Origin of the sequence: Pseudomonas sp. 1912-s, assembly GCF_029269205.1 — a bacterium.
Classification (GTDB): domain Bacteria; phylum Pseudomonadota; class Gammaproteobacteria; order Pseudomonadales; family Pseudomonadaceae; genus Aquipseudomonas.
Map to the genome: position 1 here is coordinate 270,295 of NZ_JARIXR010000001.1, position 14,387 is coordinate 284,681.

Genomic DNA, 14,387 nt, shown 5'->3' on the forward strand with positions numbered 1-14,387 from the left:
ATTTCTCACACTAGCGCGTTACGTTTTGCCATCTCGATAAGTTCTACCAAGGATTTGGCTTTTAGTTTTTGCATGAGCCTTTTTTTGTACGTGCTGACGGTTTTGTTACTAAGGAACATGCCTTTGGCTATTTCCTTGTTTGTCCGGCCCTGGGCAAAAAGTTGTAATACCATGAGTTCGCGATCATTGACCACTTTGAAAAGTTCAAGCTCTTCGTTGCAATCTGTTTCATTGTTGTTGCCATTAAGGGCCTGGCTCGGGAAGTAGTTGTAACCTGACAAGACTGCCCTGATGGCACTGAGCAGTTCACTCAGGTCGCCTTCCTTGCAGACATAACCATCGGCGCCGGAGCGCATGCACCGAGTGGCAAAGAGCTTGGGGGTCTGGGCCGTCAGGATCAGCGTCTTGGTCGAGGTACTCATTGCGTTGAACCGGCACAGTACTTCCAGGCCGTCGAGTTTCGGAATCCCGATATCAAGGATGATGAGGTCCGGCTGGCACTCCTTGACCATTTGTATCGCATCACATCCGTTATCGGCTTCTCCAACTACTTTATAGCCCTCGTGCTCTAACAACATTCGAATGGCAAGCCGGATAACAGGGTGGTCGTCGATAATAAAAACTGAGTTCATAATCAAATCCCATACAAGCGCAAATAAAGTCGGCACATTAGCTCACATGGCAATGAAGGAGGATGAACTTGATGTGGAACAAACGTAAAACAAGAATGTTCCTACATTAAAAAAAGCAAAGGATTACGCTTCGCGGGGTGTTTGTTGTTTGGGCGTAAGAGTTTTGCGTGGCTGAAGTTTAAAAGTAAGTGGCAGTGGGTAGGCGGTTTTATAAAGCGGGATTTCCCTGTCGGCCGGGCGTTTAACTTCCTACTTTTTTGTTGAGCGGGGAAGGAGCAACTGGCGTATGAGTTCGCTCAATCCAATAGGGTTCAGCGGCTTCGGCAAGTAGCCAAGTAACGGAAAGTTACGCTGGAACGCCTGGGACTTCAGGTTTTCCAGTTCATTCACGGGGAGGCCGCTGAGCAAGATCGCGGACCTTATAAAGCCTCTGCGGTGGGCGATTTCAATCAACTCCAGCCCGGGCAGGTCTGGCAAGCATTGATCACACAGCAGAATATCGAATGGCAGTTCGGTTTGTGTCATCTGTCGAATGGCCTGTTCGGCATTTTCAGCGAGGGCAAGGTCGTGGTAACCATAGTTTCGTAACAAACATTGGGTCGCCAGCAATTGAAAAGGGTGATCCTCCACCAACAGGATACGAAGTTGTTCGAGCATGGCTTTTTCCATGAAAGGGGCAAGTGCCCTGAAGACGCTCCGCCAGGGCGTGTAGTAAGAAGTTAATGGGCCTTTCAGCTATCGGGCGTAGGAACAGTTCGAAAGACTGCGATCAGGGCGCGCGATTATTCATTGCGGCGGGGAAGAACTTCGATCAGGCCGCTCTGTTCCGTGCGTAGGGCGATTCTTTGAAAGGTAACCCTGGCCATAAGCCAGGGCTGTGCTTCATTGCGGGCTGGAGCGTCCGGTCATTTCGCGGGCCATCTCACTGGCGTAGCTGTCGGTCATGCCGGCGATGAAGTCGATCATGCGCAGGAACGAGGCGTGTAATGACCACGACGGGTCGGGGGCACTGTTGCCCAGCAGGTCGAGGATGCGCCGGTTCTTGAACGACGGAGTACGCCCGCCATGTTGTTCCAGGGCCGCACCGCAGAAGGCATTCAAGAGGATTTCCAGGGTGGTGTAGGCGCCGATTTCATGCAGGGTCTTGCGCTTGTCCTGGAAGATTTTCTTGCGGGCCATGTCCTTGGCATCCAGCACGCAGCGCTTGGCCGGGCCGTGCATGTGTTCCACCAGGTCTCCCGGCAGGGTACCGGCCAGCAAGGCGTCCTGTTGTTCGACGAATGCCCGGGCTGCGGCATTGGTCAGGTGCTCGATGGCCTTGCCTCGCAGAATCGCCAGCTTGCGCCGCCGGGAGTCCTGCGGGCCGAGTTGCCGATAGGTTTGCGGCAAGTCGTCGCCCACCAGGTCCAGCAGCAATGACTCGACCTCGGCGTATTCCAGCAGCTCCATTTCCAGGCCGTCTTCGAGGTCGATCAGCGCGTAGCAGATATCGTCGGCGGCCTCCATCAGGTACACCAGCGGGTGGCGGGCCCAGCGTTGCTCTTCCAATTGCGGCAAGCCGAGTTTCTGGGCGATCTGTTCGAGAATCGGCAACTCGCTCTGGTAGCAGCCGAACTTGTGCTTCTTGTAGCCCAGGGAGTCGGCGTGCCGGGCAGTCCAGGGGTATTTCAGGTACGTGCCCAGGGTGGCGTAGGTGAGCCGGGTGCCGCCATCGAACTGGTGGTATTCCAGTTGGGTGAGTACCCGGAAACCCTGGGCATTGCCTTCGAAATTGAGGAAGTCATTGCGCTCGGCGCTGCTCATGTCATCCAGCCAGCCACGCCCTGAAGCCTGCTGGAACCAATGCCGGATCGCGTCTTCACCAGAGTGGCCGAAGGGTGGATTGCCGATGTCGTGGGCCAGGCAGGCCGATTGCACCACCATGCCCAGGTCACTCGGGTCGCACCAGTCGGGCAGGGCGCTGCGGATCGTCTCACCCACACGCATGCCCAGGGACCGGCCCACGCAACTGACTTCCAGGGAGTGGGTCAGCCGGGTGTGGATGTGATCGTTGCTGGTCACCGGGTGCACTTGGGTCTTGCGGCCCAGGCGGCGAAACGCGCCGGAAAAGATGATGCGGTCGTGGTCTTTGTGAAAGGGGCTGCGGCCCAGTTCTTCCGGGCTGTGCAGGGGTTTTCCAAGACGTTCGCGGGTAAGCAGGGTGGGCCAATCCAAGGCGGGTACTCTCCGTGCGGTGAATGACGTCGCCCAGCTTCCCGGTTCAGCCAGGCCTGCGCAAGCGAAAAACTACAGGCCGACGGCGTCGATATCGATTAACAGCAGGCGCTGACCATTATCAAAGAATTGTCCGGCCGTCAGGCAGTACTGGTTGGTGGTGGCATCGCGATAGGTCGATGACAGGCTCAAGCGCCGCTCCTCCCAGCCCTCGGCGAGCAGATGATAGAAGTACGGGCGCCATGACCAGTTGTGGCCCAGGTAGCGGCTGTCGGCTTGCCAGGCGCCCTGGTGCCATTCGAAATTGGGCGTCAGTTGCGTGCCATGCCGATCACACTGGTAAAAACGCAGCAGCCAGGGAAACGCCGGCAATTGCGGCAGCTGGCTCAGGGGCGCCTGTGCCTGCGCCCAGGTTTGCAGGATCTGCATCAGTTCTGCCAGTTGGTGGCGCAGGTGCATGATCCGGCCGCGCTCGGCCAGCTTCTGTTGGACATACCCGGTGCGCAGTTGGGCGAAACGCGGCACGAACGCGTCGGTGGCGAACCAGTCCAGCTGGGCCTGGGCAAACAGGTAACCCTGGACATAACGTGAACCACATTCCAGGGCGAAATTCAGCTGTGCCTCGGTTTCCACGCCTTCGGCAATGATCCAGCAGCCGGTTTTTTCCGCCATTTGCGCCAGTGCGCGTACCACCTCACTACTTGGGCCGCCCCGGGCAGCGGCCTGGAACAGGCGCATGTCGAGCTTGAGGATGTCTGGCTGCAAGGCCAGCACCCGGTCCAGTTGGGAATAGCCGGCGCCGAAGTCATCAATGGCAATCCGCGCCCCGGCCTCGCGGTAACGCTCCACCACTTCGGCCAGGCGCAGGATATCGCCGCCCAGTTCCGTGATCTCGAACACGATGCGGCGCGGGTCGACGTTGTGTACCTGCAGTTGTTTGAGGCTCGGCAGGGCCTGCCCCGGGCGCAGGCGGGTGATCCAGCGTGGCGAAATATTCAGGCTGAGGAACCAGTCTTCCGGCGCTTCATGCAGGCGGCTCAGGGCGTTGTCACGAATCTGCCGGTCCAGTCGGCGCAAGGCCACGGAAGGCGTGCGCGGGTCGGCAAACAGCGGACCCACCGAGCGCAGTTGGCCGTTCGCCTGGCGCAGGCGGCCCAGGGCTTCTACGCCGGCGATGCGGCCGGTGGCGGTGTCGATGAATGGCTGGAAGCAGGCGAGCGGTTGCCCGTCGATCACGGGGCCTCCTTAAAAGACCGGAAATGAAAAAAGGCCCGGCCCTCGATGGAGAGGGCCGGGCCTTATCTGTTTGCAAGAATGCAGCCAGCGCGGCTCAACTTTTGCGCGAAGCACCTTGCATGGCCAGTTTGATCAGCGGGATCAGACCGGCACCCAGCCGCACCAGGCGGGTCATGGTGCCGATTCCGCCGCCCTTGGCGCCTTTGCCGGTGAGAAAGCCCAGCAGTGTCACCACGCCCACGCCCCACAGCGGCGCGTGCTTGATGCCAAAGCCGTCCTGCCAGCTCTGGCCCATGTTGCGGACCTTTTGCAGCGGCAGCATCAGTTGCTGGGACTCGTGACGAATTTCCTGGCGGTGCATTTCCATGCGCAGGCGGATCAACGCTTTGCGCATCTCCCGCCGGGAAGTGTTTTGCGGCAATTCAGTCAGGCTCATGGCAGCAGGCGCTCCCGGTCGTTGGCCAGCTCTTCGAGGGTGGCGTGGAACGGCGTGGACTCATCGAACACCGCCGCCTTCAAGCGTAACCCGCAGAAGGCTGCGGCCAATATGTAGAACACACACAGGCTGATGATCCCGGTCAGGCGGTAGGTGTCCCACACCAGAATCATTACCAGCGCCGACAGGCCCACCAGCAACAGCAAGGCAAACACCAGCGCCAGGCCGGCAAACAGCAGCAGGCTGACGGTGCGGGCTTTCTGCTCCTGCAGCTCGATGCCAAACAGCTCGACGTGGCTGTGCAGCAAACCCAGGACAGCCGCGCCCAGGCGCCGTGAAGTAGAACTTGGGCCCGTGGACGAGCCGGATTCGCCGATAGACATAAATTAGCGCCTTGTAGCCAGCAGGCCGATCAAAAAGCCCACACCGGCCGCGATGCCGACGGACTGCCAAGGGTTGGCCTGGACATAGTCTTCCGTGGCCGTGACAGCCGCCTGGCCGCGTTCGCGCAGGGAGTCTTCGGTCAGTTGCAGGGTTTCCCGGGCCTTGAGCAGGCTTTCGTGAATCTTGCTGCGCAGCTCATCCGCCTGGTCGCCCGCGAGGATCGCGGTGTCGTCCAGCAGCTTCTCGGTATCGCTGACCAGGGTTTGAAAATCCGCCATCAATATTTCTTGAGCAGTCTTTGCCGTATTTCTGGCCATGGTTATCTCCGTGAGTGGCTGGTCTGTTTACTTTTGGTTTCGAGTCACCGGCGTCGGTGAAGGTTCACTGCAATTGTCTGGTACAGCTTTTGCTTTGCCTTGGTGCGCGGGCCGGGGGCCTTGCGCTGAATCCGGGCGGTCGGGGCTCAAACCCTGAAAAACCTTACCCTAAATAACTAAAACTCGCGGAAAAACCCTGTCGGATTCTGCCTTTCTCACTGAACGCTGCGCTAAAGCGGTTCACGGCCTCAATAGAGGGTCGGGCCGCCGGTGCCAATTTAGTGCGCGTCATGAAGGTCATGAACTGCTTTGGTGCTTTTTCCTGCATGTGCAGGCCTGCCATTCTCCATGGAAAATTTGCAAAGCGCGGTGGACACCCTCGTCCACAGTTCCAACACGCTGTTTATTCTGATTGGTGCGGTCATGGTCCTGGCCATGCACGCCGGCTTTGCGTTCCTGGAAGTCGGCACCGTGCGCCAGAAGAACCAGGTCAATGCCCTGTCGAAAATCCTCAGTGACTTCGCCATCTCCACATTGGCCTATTTCTTTATAGGCTATTGGATCTCCTATGGCGTGACGTTCATGCAACCGGCGGCGGTGATCAGCGCCGACCACGGCTATGGCCTGGTGAAATTCTTCTTCCTGCTGACCTTCGCTGCGGCGATCCCGGCGATCATTTCCGGGGGTATTGCCGAGCGTGCACGTTTTGTTCCGCAACTGTGTGCCACCGCGTTGATCGTGGCCTTCATCTACCCGTTTTTCGAAGGCATGGTGTGGAACGGCAACTACGGCCTGCAAGCCTGGTTGCTGGCCACCTTCGGCGCCAGCTTCCATGACTTTGCCGGCAGCGTCGTGGTGCACGCCATGGGCGGCTGGCTGGCGCTGGCGGCGGTGTTGCTGCTGGGGCCACGGCAAGGGCGTTATCGGGAAGGTCGCCTGGTGGCGTTTGCGCCGTCGAGCATCCCGTTCCTCGCGTTGGGCTCGTGGATTCTGATCGTCGGCTGGTTTGGCTTTAACGTCATGAGCGCGCAAACCCTCTCTGGCGTCAGCGGGCTGGTGGCGGTCAATTCGTTGATGGCGATGGTCGGCGGCACGGTCGCGGCGTTGGTGATCGGGCGCAACGACCCAGGCTTCTTGCATAACGGCCCGTTGGCCGGCTTGGTGGCGATCTGTGCCGGTTCCGACCTGATGCACCCGGTAGGCGCGCTGGTGACTGGCGTGGTGGCGGGGGGCTTGTTTGTCTGGTGCTTCATCGCGGCCCAGGATCGCTGGAAGATCGATGATGTGCTGGGCGTGTGGCCGCTGCACGGCCTGTGCGGCGTGTGGGGCGGGATCGCCTGCGGGATCTTCGGCCAGACCGCCCTCGGTGGTCTGGGCGGCGTGAGTCTGTTCAGCCAGTTGATCGGCACCGCGCTGGGCGTGGTGGTGGCACTCGTCGGCGGTTTCCTGGTGTACGGCGTGATCAAGCGCGTTTACGGCCTGCGCCTGAGTCAGGAAGAGGAATATTACGGCGCCGATTTGTCGATCCACAAGATTGGCGCTGTCAGTCAGGACTGAGGGGCGGTTTGCGTTTAGGGGGTTGCGCCTTGCCGCTGCTAATATGGGCAAACAACAACCAGGCGACACCCTTTCAAACGGAACTTGAATGCCAACCTCTCAACGTTTGCCCCTTGCCCACAGGCCAATAATAATCCTGGGGACCGGGCATGCACTGCCTGAGCACATCCTCACCAGTGCGCAACTGGATGTTCAACTCGGTCTGGTAGCCGGCAGCGTCGCTCGCGTCAGCGGCGTCACCCATCGGCACGTGGCCAGCCGTCGCGAGAACGCCGCGAGCCTCGGTGCCATTGCCGCACACCGGGCATTGCTGGCCGCGGGGCTGGCGCTGGAGCAGATCGACCTGGTGGTCTGTGCCAGTGGCACCATGGACCAGGGCATGCCGTGTAACGCCGCGTTGTTGCACCGCGAATTGGGGTTGGGGTCTTCCGGCATTCCCGCCATGGACATCAATGCAAGTTGCCTGGGGTTTATCGCCGCGCTGGATACGCTGTCCTGGCCGCTGCTGGCCGGGCGCTACCAGCGCATCTTGCTGGTGTGTTCGGACATCGCTTCCTGCGGGCTGGACTGGCAGCAGGTGGAAGTCTGCGCAATCTTCGGCGACGGTGCTGCGGCGGTGGTGCTGGCAGTCAGCGACGGCGGGTCGAAAATCCTGGCCTCAAACCTCAAGACGTATTCCGAAGGCGCAGATTTGTGCCAGATCCCCGCCGGCGGTTCGCGTCATCACCCGCGGCGCATCGACGGCCCGTTCGAACCACTGACCAGTTTTTCGATGCAGGGCAAAAGTGTGTTTCGGCTGGCGGCCAAACACCTGCCCATGCTGGTGGAAGAACTGCTGGATCAGGCCGGTTTGACCAAGTCGCAGATTGATTGGGTCATCCCGCACCAGGCCAGCCAGCAGGCGATGCAGCATGCGGCCCGACGGTTGGGATTTGCCCCGGAACAGGTCATCGACATCTTCGCTTCGCACGGCAATCAGGTGGCGGCGTCGCTGCCCACCGCGCTGGATATCGCCATCCGTGACCAGCGTATCCAGCGCGGCCAGCGCCTGATGTTGATAGGTACCGGCGCGGGCTTATCCCTTGGCGGCATGGTCCTGGAGTACTGATGAAAGTTCTCGTCACCGGTGGCACCGGATTCATTGGTCGGCACATTGTCTGGCGCCTCGCCGGCCAGGGGTGTGAGGTGCAGTTTACCGGCCGCAATGCCCGTGCTGCGGCCGAGGTCATTCGCCAGAGCCCCGGCGTGGCATCCTGGGTGCCGCTGGAGCACGGCACCTCAGAGGCTTGCCGCACGTTGCTCGATGCCTCGCGTGCGTGTGCGGCGGTGGTTCATTGCGCGGCGCTGTCCTCGCCATGGGGTACGGTGCCAGCATTTGCCCGAGCCAATCTCGATTCCACTGCCGAGGTGCTGAATGCCTGCCGCGTCAACCAGGTGAAGCGGCTGGTGCACTTGTCCACACCCAGTCTGTATTTTGCGTTCCGTGATCGTCTCGATATTCGTGAAGACGAACCACTGCCACCCCCGGTCAACGAATACGCGCGCAGCAAGGCATTGGCGGAAGTACGGGTGAATGAGGCGGGGCTTGCCGAAGCAGTGATCCTGCGCCCGCGTGCGGTGTTTGGCCCGTGGGACGCCACCTTGATGCCACGTCTGGTGCGGGTGATGCAGCGCGGGCCGATTCCGCTGATGCGGGGGGGGCAGGCGCAACTGGACCTTACCTGCGTCGACAACCTGGTACACGCGGTGCAGTTGAGCCTGACCCAACCGCTGCCACGGGCGGTGTGCACCTATAACGTCAGCAATGGCACGCCGTTGACGGTCGCTGACTTACTGCAACGCGTCGCCGAGCAGTTTCAACTGAATCTGCGCACCCGGCGCTTGCCATGGCGACTCATGGACGCGCTGGCTCGGGTGCTGGAAGTCGGCGCACACCTGAGAGGCAGCGGCGAGCCGTTGCTGACACGCTATGGCGCCGGTGTGCTGGCGTTCAGCCAAACCCTGGACCTGAGTGCCATTCGAAACGAGCTGGGCTACCGCCCGGTCGTGACGCAGGACGAAGGCATCCGCCAGCACGCGCAGTGGTGGCTTGCCCAACAAGGAGTGGGAGCATGAGCCGTACTGTCAGCCTGAGTGTGTTGCGCGCCGGCTGGTGCCAGCACCTGGAATGCCTGGCCGATCGGGGAGGGCGCTGGGCGCCGACGCGTTTTCCGGCCTTGTGCGGTTTGATCCGCCATCCCGACGCGGGCTGGATACTCTACGACACCGGTTACGCCGAGCACTTTTTTAACGCCACCCAGGCACTGCCCGAGCGCCTGTATCGCAGCGCGGTGCCGGTCGAGCTGCCGGTGAAAGAACAGCTGCTCACGCAATTACGCGCATTCGGTATCGGTCCCGATGACATACGCACGGTGATCATTTCGCACTTCCACAGCGATCACATCGCCGGGCTCAGGGACTTCCCCCAGGCCAAGTTCATCGCATTGGAGGCCGACCGCAAACACATCGACAGCCTGCGGGGCCATCGCTGGCGAGCGACCCTGGGCGGTCATCTGCCGGCGTTGTTGCCCGACGATTTCGCCGCGCGCATGACCCTCGCCGACACCTGCAAAAAAGCCGCGCTGCCGGACTGGATGACACCGTTTCACCACGGTCTGGATCTGCTCGGCGATGGCAGCCTGCTGGGCGTTCCGCTGCCGGGGCATAGCGAAGGGCAGTTGGGTTTGTTCATGCCCGATGCCCAGGGGCGACCGGTGTTTCTGGTGGCCGACGCGTGCTGGTCGGTCCCCGCCTGTCGTGCCGGGCGGTTGCCGGCGCCACCGGCCTTGTGGTTTGCCAGCCACGATGCCAAACAGTATCGCCAGACCTACAGCGGCTTGGGCGAGTTGATTCGCCGCGAACCGGCCGTGGCCGTGCTGCCTTCCCATTGCACCCATGCCTGGGAGGCGTTCGGCGATGAGCGATGAGCGCTTGATCGGCACATTGCGCAGCACCGCCAGTTTCCTGCACAGCCGCTACTGGCTGCAGTTTGCCCGCCGGGAACAACTGGAAGCCTGGCAGGCACGCCAGTTGAAGTATTTCCTGCAACGGGTATTGCCTCAGTCGCACCGTTTCAAGGGGCAGGTGGTGACGGACCTGAGTGCTTTGCCGCTGATGGACAAAGCCACGCTGATGGGCGATTTCGCCGGGTTCAACACCCGTGGCTTGAGCCTGGCGCAGGTGCTGCCGGTGGCACGCCGGGCTGAAGAGTCCCGGGATTTCAGCCCGACGCTGGGTGACCTCACCGTCGGCTTGTCGAGCGGGACCTCGGGTAATCAAGGCGTATTCCTCGTCAGCAGCCTTGAGCGTCAACGTTGGGCCGGCATCCTGCTGGCGCGCACGCTGCCGCGTCATCTGCTGCCACGCCTGCTTTTTCCATGGTGCGCGCCGTTGCGCATCGCATTCTTTCTACGGGCCAATAGCCGGCTCTACACAACGCTGGCCAGTCGACGCATCGACTTTGCCTTCCACGACCTGACCCTTGGGCTCGACGCCGGCCTGGCGCGTCTCAACACTCAGCAACCCGACGTACTGGTGGCGCCGGCCACGGTATTGCGCGGGTTGGCCGAAGCCGCGCTGGCCGGGCGCCTGTCCATCCGCCCGAGCCATATCCTGTCGGTGGCGGAAGTCCTCGAAACGGCGGATGCAGAAGCGGCGCAGGCGGCGTTCGGCGTGGCTCCCCGGCAGATTTACCAGGCCAGCGAAGGCTTCCTTGGCTACACCTGCGAACAGGGTACTTTGCACCTGAACGAAAGCCACCTGCACATCGAGGCGGATTGGCTGGACGCCGCGCGCACACGTTTTCAGCCGATTATCACCGACTTCTCCCGACGCACCCAATTGATCGTGCGTTACCGTCTCAACGATGTGTTGCGGGTGACCCAGGCGCCTTGCGCGTGCGGGCGTGTCGAACGCGCGATTGCCGCGGTCGAGGGGCGTATGGATGACATTCTCTGGCTGCCCGACGTGAGCGGTGTTCAATTGCGCGCGCTCTATCCGGATGTGCTGCGGCGCGCCTTGCTGATGCACGGTGAGTGCTTGCGGGAATATGAAATCCACCAGCAAGGCCTGCACTGGCAGATCAACGTGCAAGCTGCCGGTGATCACGCCGACCTGTGCCAGGCCTTGATCCAAAGCATTCACGCATTCTGCCAGCAGCAGGGGCTGCAACCTCCGGCGTTGAGTTTTGGCCAGTGGCAGCCGCCGCCGGCGTTTGCCAAGCGCCGCCGTCTGAAACTGCTGCAACTGCCCGAGGGTTTGCCATGCATGTACTGATTCTTGGCGCACGCGCCCCAGCGTGCCTGGAGTGGGCGCGGGCCTTTGACGAGGCGGGCTGGACGGTCAGCGTGGGTGATTCCTTGAGCCAGCCGCTGAGCCGTTTCAGCTGTTCGGTGCAACACTTTGTGCGTTTGCCGGAACCTCGACAGGCTCCCGCCGCCTGGATCGAGGCGCTGGCGCAGGTGATCCAGGCGCAGCACATCGATTTGCTACTGCCCACCTGCGAGGAAGTGTTTTACCTGGCTCACGGTCTCGCACGCCTGGCGCCGCTGTGCCGGATATTGACCAGCGATTTTGCCTTGCTGCATCGCTTGCATCACAAGGGGCGCTTTGCCGCCATGACCGAGGGGTGGGCGTTGGCGGCGCCTGAAACCCGGCTGTTGACCGATCGCCCGGCGGTGCAGGCATTGATGGATGAAGCAGGCCAGTGGGTGTTCAAGCCGGCTTATTCGCGTTTTGCCTCCCAGACGTTGATTCGTCCGTCTGCCGGACAACTGGTCAAGGTACAGCCCAGTGAAGCGGCGCCGTGGGTGGCGCAGCGGTTTATCGAGGGCCGGGAATACTGCAGCTTCAGCGTGTTGATCGACGGTGAGTTGCGCGCCCACAGCTGCTACCACCCGCGCTACCGGGTGGGGCGTGGGTCGGGGATTTATTTCGAGCCTTGTATGCCAGTGCCGGTGCGCCAGTTTCTCGAACAATTCGGTCGCGAAACGGGCTACACCGGGCAAGTCGGCTTCGACTTTATCGAAGAGTCAGGCGGACATTTTCATGTCCTGGAATGCAACCCGCGAGCCACCAGTGGGGTGCACCTGTTTGACAATCAGCGCAAGCAACTGGTGGCCAGCCTGACTGGCAGCGGTGTGCTTGAACCCACCTGCGAGCCCCGGATGATTGCGCTGGCGATGCTTCTGCTGGCAGCGCCGCAGCGGGTATTGAGCGCGGGCTTCTGGCGTGACTATAGCGATGCCCGGGATGTGATTACCCGCCAGGGTGACTTCTGGCCGCTGCCTGCCCAACTCCTGAGCCTGGCGGAAATCATCGCCCGCGCGGCTTCCCGGCGCTGCGGGCTGCTGGCCGCGTCCACCGCAGACATCGAGTGGAACGGCCAGCCGTTGAGCGAGTACCTGCCATGAGGTTACTGTTCGAAGAGCAACTGCTCAATGAGCCCCCACCCGCCGACGATAGCCTTGCCCGGCGCTATGTGCGCACCTGCGCCGGCGGCGCGCTGATCGGCAACGTCAGCACCCGCATGGCGCTGCTCGACACCGGGACGCAGCAGTTCCCCGTCAGTATCACCGAGGGCCTTGAGCCGGATGGCAATTGCTACGTGGTGTCGCCTCAAACCGCCTTCAGCGGTTACGCCCTCGAAGAGATCAAACGCCTTGGGCGGCCCCGGCTGACCTGGCCGCTGAAGGTCCTGACCCAGGGCGTGCAGCACATGTTGCGCTGGGCCAGGATCGACAAGCTGGTGCAGGTCAACAACTGGCTTCTGTCCACCAACCTTTACCCCGGCGATTGGGACATCAACGAGTTGCCGGCGATCACCGCCTTGCTGCAGCGAACGTTTCCCGATCACGGGTTTGGTTTTCGCTCGCTGAACGACTTCAGCAATCGGCCATTGCGCCAGTGTCTGGAAAACCTCGGCTACCTGAGTATTCCCACTCGGCAGGTCTATCTGTTCGATGGCCGGGCGGGGGCACAGGCCGCCTTTCTCAACCACCACAACACCCGGCTTGACGCCACGTTGCTGCGCCGCAGCCCCTATGAAGTGGTGCCGGGCGCAGCGCTGGACGACGCCGACTTCCAACGCATCGAGCATCTTTACAACCTGCTTTACCTGGACAAGTACAGCACGCTGAACCCGCACTACAGCGCCCAGTGGATGCAGCGTGGTCAGCGCGAAGGCTGGCTGGAGATGCGCGCGTTACGCAACAGTGAGGGGCGCATTGACGGTGCCCTGGGCTGGTTTGCCAATGCGGCACTGATCAGCACGCCGATCGTGGGTTACGACACGGGCTTGCCACAGCGGGCCGGGTTGTACCGCCAGCTCACGCGGTTGTGCCTGCAAGAGGCGGTTGAGCGCGGTGTGGTGCTGAATTTCAGTTCGGGTGCTGCCGGGTTCAAACGCTTGCGCGGGGGCCAGCCGCAGATCGAATACAGCCTGATCCATGTCGCCCATTTATCCTGGGGCCGCAGGTGGGTTTGGCGTGTCCTGAGCCAACTGTTGCATGGCATCGGTGTGCCCCTGATGCGCAGGTTCAAACTATGAGTCAGGTAAACGCCTGGTGGCCGGTAGCCCTGAGCCACGAACTGCGCAATGCGCCGTTGGCATGCCAGCTTTTGGGTCTGCCGCTGGTGCTGTTTCGGGATGAGGGCGGGCGCGCCGCCGTCCTGCCTGATCGCTGCCCTCATCGCTTTGCGCCATTGAGCGCAGGCAAGGTGCGTGATGGGCAGATCGAATGCCCCTATCACGGTTGGCGATTTGCCGCCGACGGGCGCTGTACGCGGGTGCCGGGCACCGAGCAGGCAACGTGCAACAAGCCGTTGCTGGATAGTGTGCAGAGTTGCGAGGCCCACGGGCTGGTCTGGGTCAGTCCAGGGCCCGAGCGTCCGCAAGCACCGCCGGTGGCGCCTGCCCCGCAGCAGCAGAACCTCGACACATTCTGGATAACCGACCAGGTGCAGTGCTCACTCCAGGACGCTGCGGAAAATTTCCTCGACGGGTTTCACACGCATTTCGTGCATGCCGGATGGATACGACACGACAGGCAGCGGCAAAAACTCAGGGTTCGGGTGCGCGCCCTCGCAGACGGCGTGGAGGCGGTCTATAGCGAAGAGGGCAAGCAGTCAGGGTTGATCTCACACTGGTTCGAGGGCGAGCGTGGCGTCAGCATGGGACGCTTTCGTTTGCCGGGGCTGGCCGAGATCGAATACCGCGATGCACGCGGCGGCGTTAACTTGCTGGTCAGTGCGTGGATGACGCCGAGTGGCGATGGCCAATTGCGCTTGTTTGCCCGGGTGGCCACGACACGCGGAGTATTGCCGGCGCTGCTCAAGCGTTGGGTGTTGCGCCGGTTGTTCGGGGTGATCCTGCGCCAGGACCGTCAGATCCTCGAGCGTGTCAGCGCTAATCAGCGGCGCTTTCACCGCATCCCGGCGACGCCTCTGGATGGGCCGCAAGACCTGCTGGGGCCAGGCATACGACAGTTGCTGGAGAACGGTCAGCCACTGGTCTTTGCCGAGCGAGAGCTGGAAATCTGGCTGTAGGGGCGTCAGGAGGGGGCCATGTTTTGC

Annotated in this window: 15 protein-coding genes; 8 read left to right on the forward strand and 7 right to left on the reverse strand. The window is 61.6% G+C overall.

The window, feature by feature from the left end:
- Positions 1–5: 5 nt before the first annotated feature.
- From P3C29_RS01195 to P3C29_RS01225, 7 genes are all read right to left on the reverse strand, one after another.
- Entirely contained in the window at positions 6–632 is a 627-nt protein-coding gene (locus tag P3C29_RS01195) for a response regulator transcription factor (protein ID WP_010176136.1), read from the reverse strand.
- 249 nt (positions 633–881) lie between these two features.
- A complete protein-coding gene (locus P3C29_RS01200; protein WP_201122479.1) occupies positions 882–1,289 on the reverse strand; it encodes a response regulator in 408 nt (135 codons plus the stop codon).
- Between the two features lie 225 nt (positions 1,290–1,514).
- On the reverse strand, positions 1,515–2,846 hold the full coding sequence (locus tag P3C29_RS01205; protein WP_201122481.1) for a deoxyguanosinetriphosphate triphosphohydrolase: 1,332 nt from the start codon (positions 2,844–2,846) through the stop codon (positions 1,515–1,517).
- A 72-nt stretch (positions 2,847–2,918) separates the two neighbouring features.
- Positions 2,919–4,082, reverse strand: a complete 1,164-nt coding sequence (locus P3C29_RS01210) for an EAL domain-containing protein (protein ID WP_201122484.1) — start codon at positions 4,080–4,082, stop codon at positions 2,919–2,921.
- 94 nt (positions 4,083–4,176) lie between these two features.
- Positions 4,177–4,518, reverse strand: coding sequence for a hypothetical protein (locus P3C29_RS01215; protein WP_010176133.1), 342 nt, complete (start codon positions 4,516–4,518; stop codon positions 4,177–4,179).
- Positions 4,515–4,901, reverse strand: a complete 387-nt coding sequence (locus tag P3C29_RS01220; protein WP_003209078.1) for a phage holin family protein — start codon at positions 4,899–4,901, stop codon at positions 4,515–4,517. Before P3C29_RS01220 ends, P3C29_RS01215 begins: the two co-directional genes overlap by 4 nt.
- Before the next feature lie 3 nt (positions 4,902–4,904).
- Complete coding sequence (locus P3C29_RS01225) at positions 4,905–5,219, reverse strand: YqjD family protein (RefSeq protein ID WP_010176132.1); 315 nt, start codon at positions 5,217–5,219, stop codon at positions 4,905–4,907.
- 348 nt (positions 5,220–5,567) lie between these two features.
- Here P3C29_RS01225 and P3C29_RS01230 point away from each other — a divergent pair, with 348 nt between their 5' ends.
- The 8 genes from P3C29_RS01230 (at position 5,568) to P3C29_RS01265 (ending at position 14,360) form a co-directional block, all read left to right on the forward strand.
- Positions 5,568–6,776 carry an ammonium transporter gene (locus tag P3C29_RS01230; protein ID WP_275963735.1) on the forward strand — a complete coding sequence of 403 codons (1,209 nt, stop codon included), beginning with the start codon at positions 5,568–5,570 and terminating at the stop codon, positions 6,774–6,776.
- A gap of 88 nt (positions 6,777–6,864) precedes the next feature.
- Positions 6,865–7,884, forward strand: coding sequence for a beta-ketoacyl-ACP synthase 3 (locus P3C29_RS01235; protein ID WP_010176128.1), 1,020 nt, complete (start codon positions 6,865–6,867; stop codon positions 7,882–7,884).
- Positions 7,884–8,891, forward strand: coding sequence for an NAD(P)-dependent oxidoreductase (locus P3C29_RS01240; protein WP_275963736.1), 1,008 nt, complete (start codon positions 7,884–7,886; stop codon positions 8,889–8,891). The genes P3C29_RS01235 and P3C29_RS01240 overlap by 1 nt, the downstream gene beginning before the upstream one ends.
- Positions 8,888–9,742, forward strand: coding sequence for an MBL fold metallo-hydrolase (locus P3C29_RS01245; protein WP_275963737.1), 855 nt, complete (start codon positions 8,888–8,890; stop codon positions 9,740–9,742). The genes P3C29_RS01240 and P3C29_RS01245 overlap by 4 nt, the downstream gene beginning before the upstream one ends.
- Entirely contained in the window at positions 9,732–11,090 is a 1,359-nt protein-coding gene (locus tag P3C29_RS01250) for a F390 synthetase-related protein (protein WP_275963738.1), read from the forward strand. The genes P3C29_RS01245 and P3C29_RS01250 overlap by 11 nt, the downstream gene beginning before the upstream one ends.
- Entirely contained in the window at positions 11,078–12,226 is a 1,149-nt protein-coding gene (locus P3C29_RS01255) for an ATP-grasp domain-containing protein (protein WP_275963739.1), read from the forward strand. The genes P3C29_RS01250 and P3C29_RS01255 overlap by 13 nt, the downstream gene beginning before the upstream one ends.
- Positions 12,223–13,362 (forward strand): hypothetical protein, encoded by a 1,140-nt coding sequence (locus tag P3C29_RS01260; RefSeq protein ID WP_275963740.1) that lies wholly within the window; start codon positions 12,223–12,225, stop codon positions 13,360–13,362. The genes P3C29_RS01255 and P3C29_RS01260 overlap by 4 nt, the downstream gene beginning before the upstream one ends.
- A complete protein-coding gene (locus tag P3C29_RS01265) occupies positions 13,359–14,360 on the forward strand; it encodes an aromatic ring-hydroxylating dioxygenase subunit alpha (RefSeq protein ID WP_201122498.1) in 1,002 nt (333 codons plus the stop codon). Before P3C29_RS01260 ends, P3C29_RS01265 begins: the two co-directional genes overlap by 4 nt.
- Positions 14,361–14,387 lie beyond the last annotated feature (27 nt).

Bases quoted from the DNA above. Each gene is read 5' to 3' on its own strand.
- P3C29_RS01195 (WP_010176136.1), bottom strand. From the start codon at position 632: ATGAACTCAGTTTTTATTATCGACGACCACCCTGTTATCCGGCTTGCC.
- P3C29_RS01200 (WP_201122479.1), bottom strand. From the start codon at position 1,289: ATGCTCGAACAACTTCGTATCCTGTTGGTGGAGGATCACCCTTTTCAA.
- P3C29_RS01215 (WP_010176133.1), bottom strand. From the start codon at position 4,518: ATGAGCCTGACTGAATTGCCGCAAAACACTTCCCGGCGGGAGATGCGC.
- P3C29_RS01220 (WP_003209078.1), bottom strand. From the start codon at position 4,901: ATGTCTATCGGCGAATCCGGCTCGTCCACGGGCCCAAGTTCTACTTCA.
- P3C29_RS01225 (WP_010176132.1), bottom strand. From the start codon at position 5,219: ATGGCCAGAAATACGGCAAAGACTGCTCAAGAAATATTGATGGCGGAT.
- P3C29_RS01230 (WP_275963735.1), top strand. From the start codon at position 5,568: ATGGAAAATTTGCAAAGCGCGGTGGACACCCTCGTCCACAGTTCCAAC.
- P3C29_RS01235 (WP_010176128.1), top strand. From the start codon at position 6,865: ATGCCAACCTCTCAACGTTTGCCCCTTGCCCACAGGCCAATAATAATC.
- P3C29_RS01240 (WP_275963736.1), top strand. From the start codon at position 7,884: ATGAAAGTTCTCGTCACCGGTGGCACCGGATTCATTGGTCGGCACATT.
- P3C29_RS01245 (WP_275963737.1), top strand. From the start codon at position 8,888: ATGAGCCGTACTGTCAGCCTGAGTGTGTTGCGCGCCGGCTGGTGCCAG.
- P3C29_RS01250 (WP_275963738.1), top strand. From the start codon at position 9,732: ATGAGCGATGAGCGCTTGATCGGCACATTGCGCAGCACCGCCAGTTTC.
- P3C29_RS01255 (WP_275963739.1), top strand. From the start codon at position 11,078: ATGCATGTACTGATTCTTGGCGCACGCGCCCCAGCGTGCCTGGAGTGG.
- P3C29_RS01260 (WP_275963740.1), top strand. From the start codon at position 12,223: ATGAGGTTACTGTTCGAAGAGCAACTGCTCAATGAGCCCCCACCCGCC.
- P3C29_RS01265 (WP_201122498.1), top strand. From the start codon at position 13,359: ATGAGTCAGGTAAACGCCTGGTGGCCGGTAGCCCTGAGCCACGAACTG.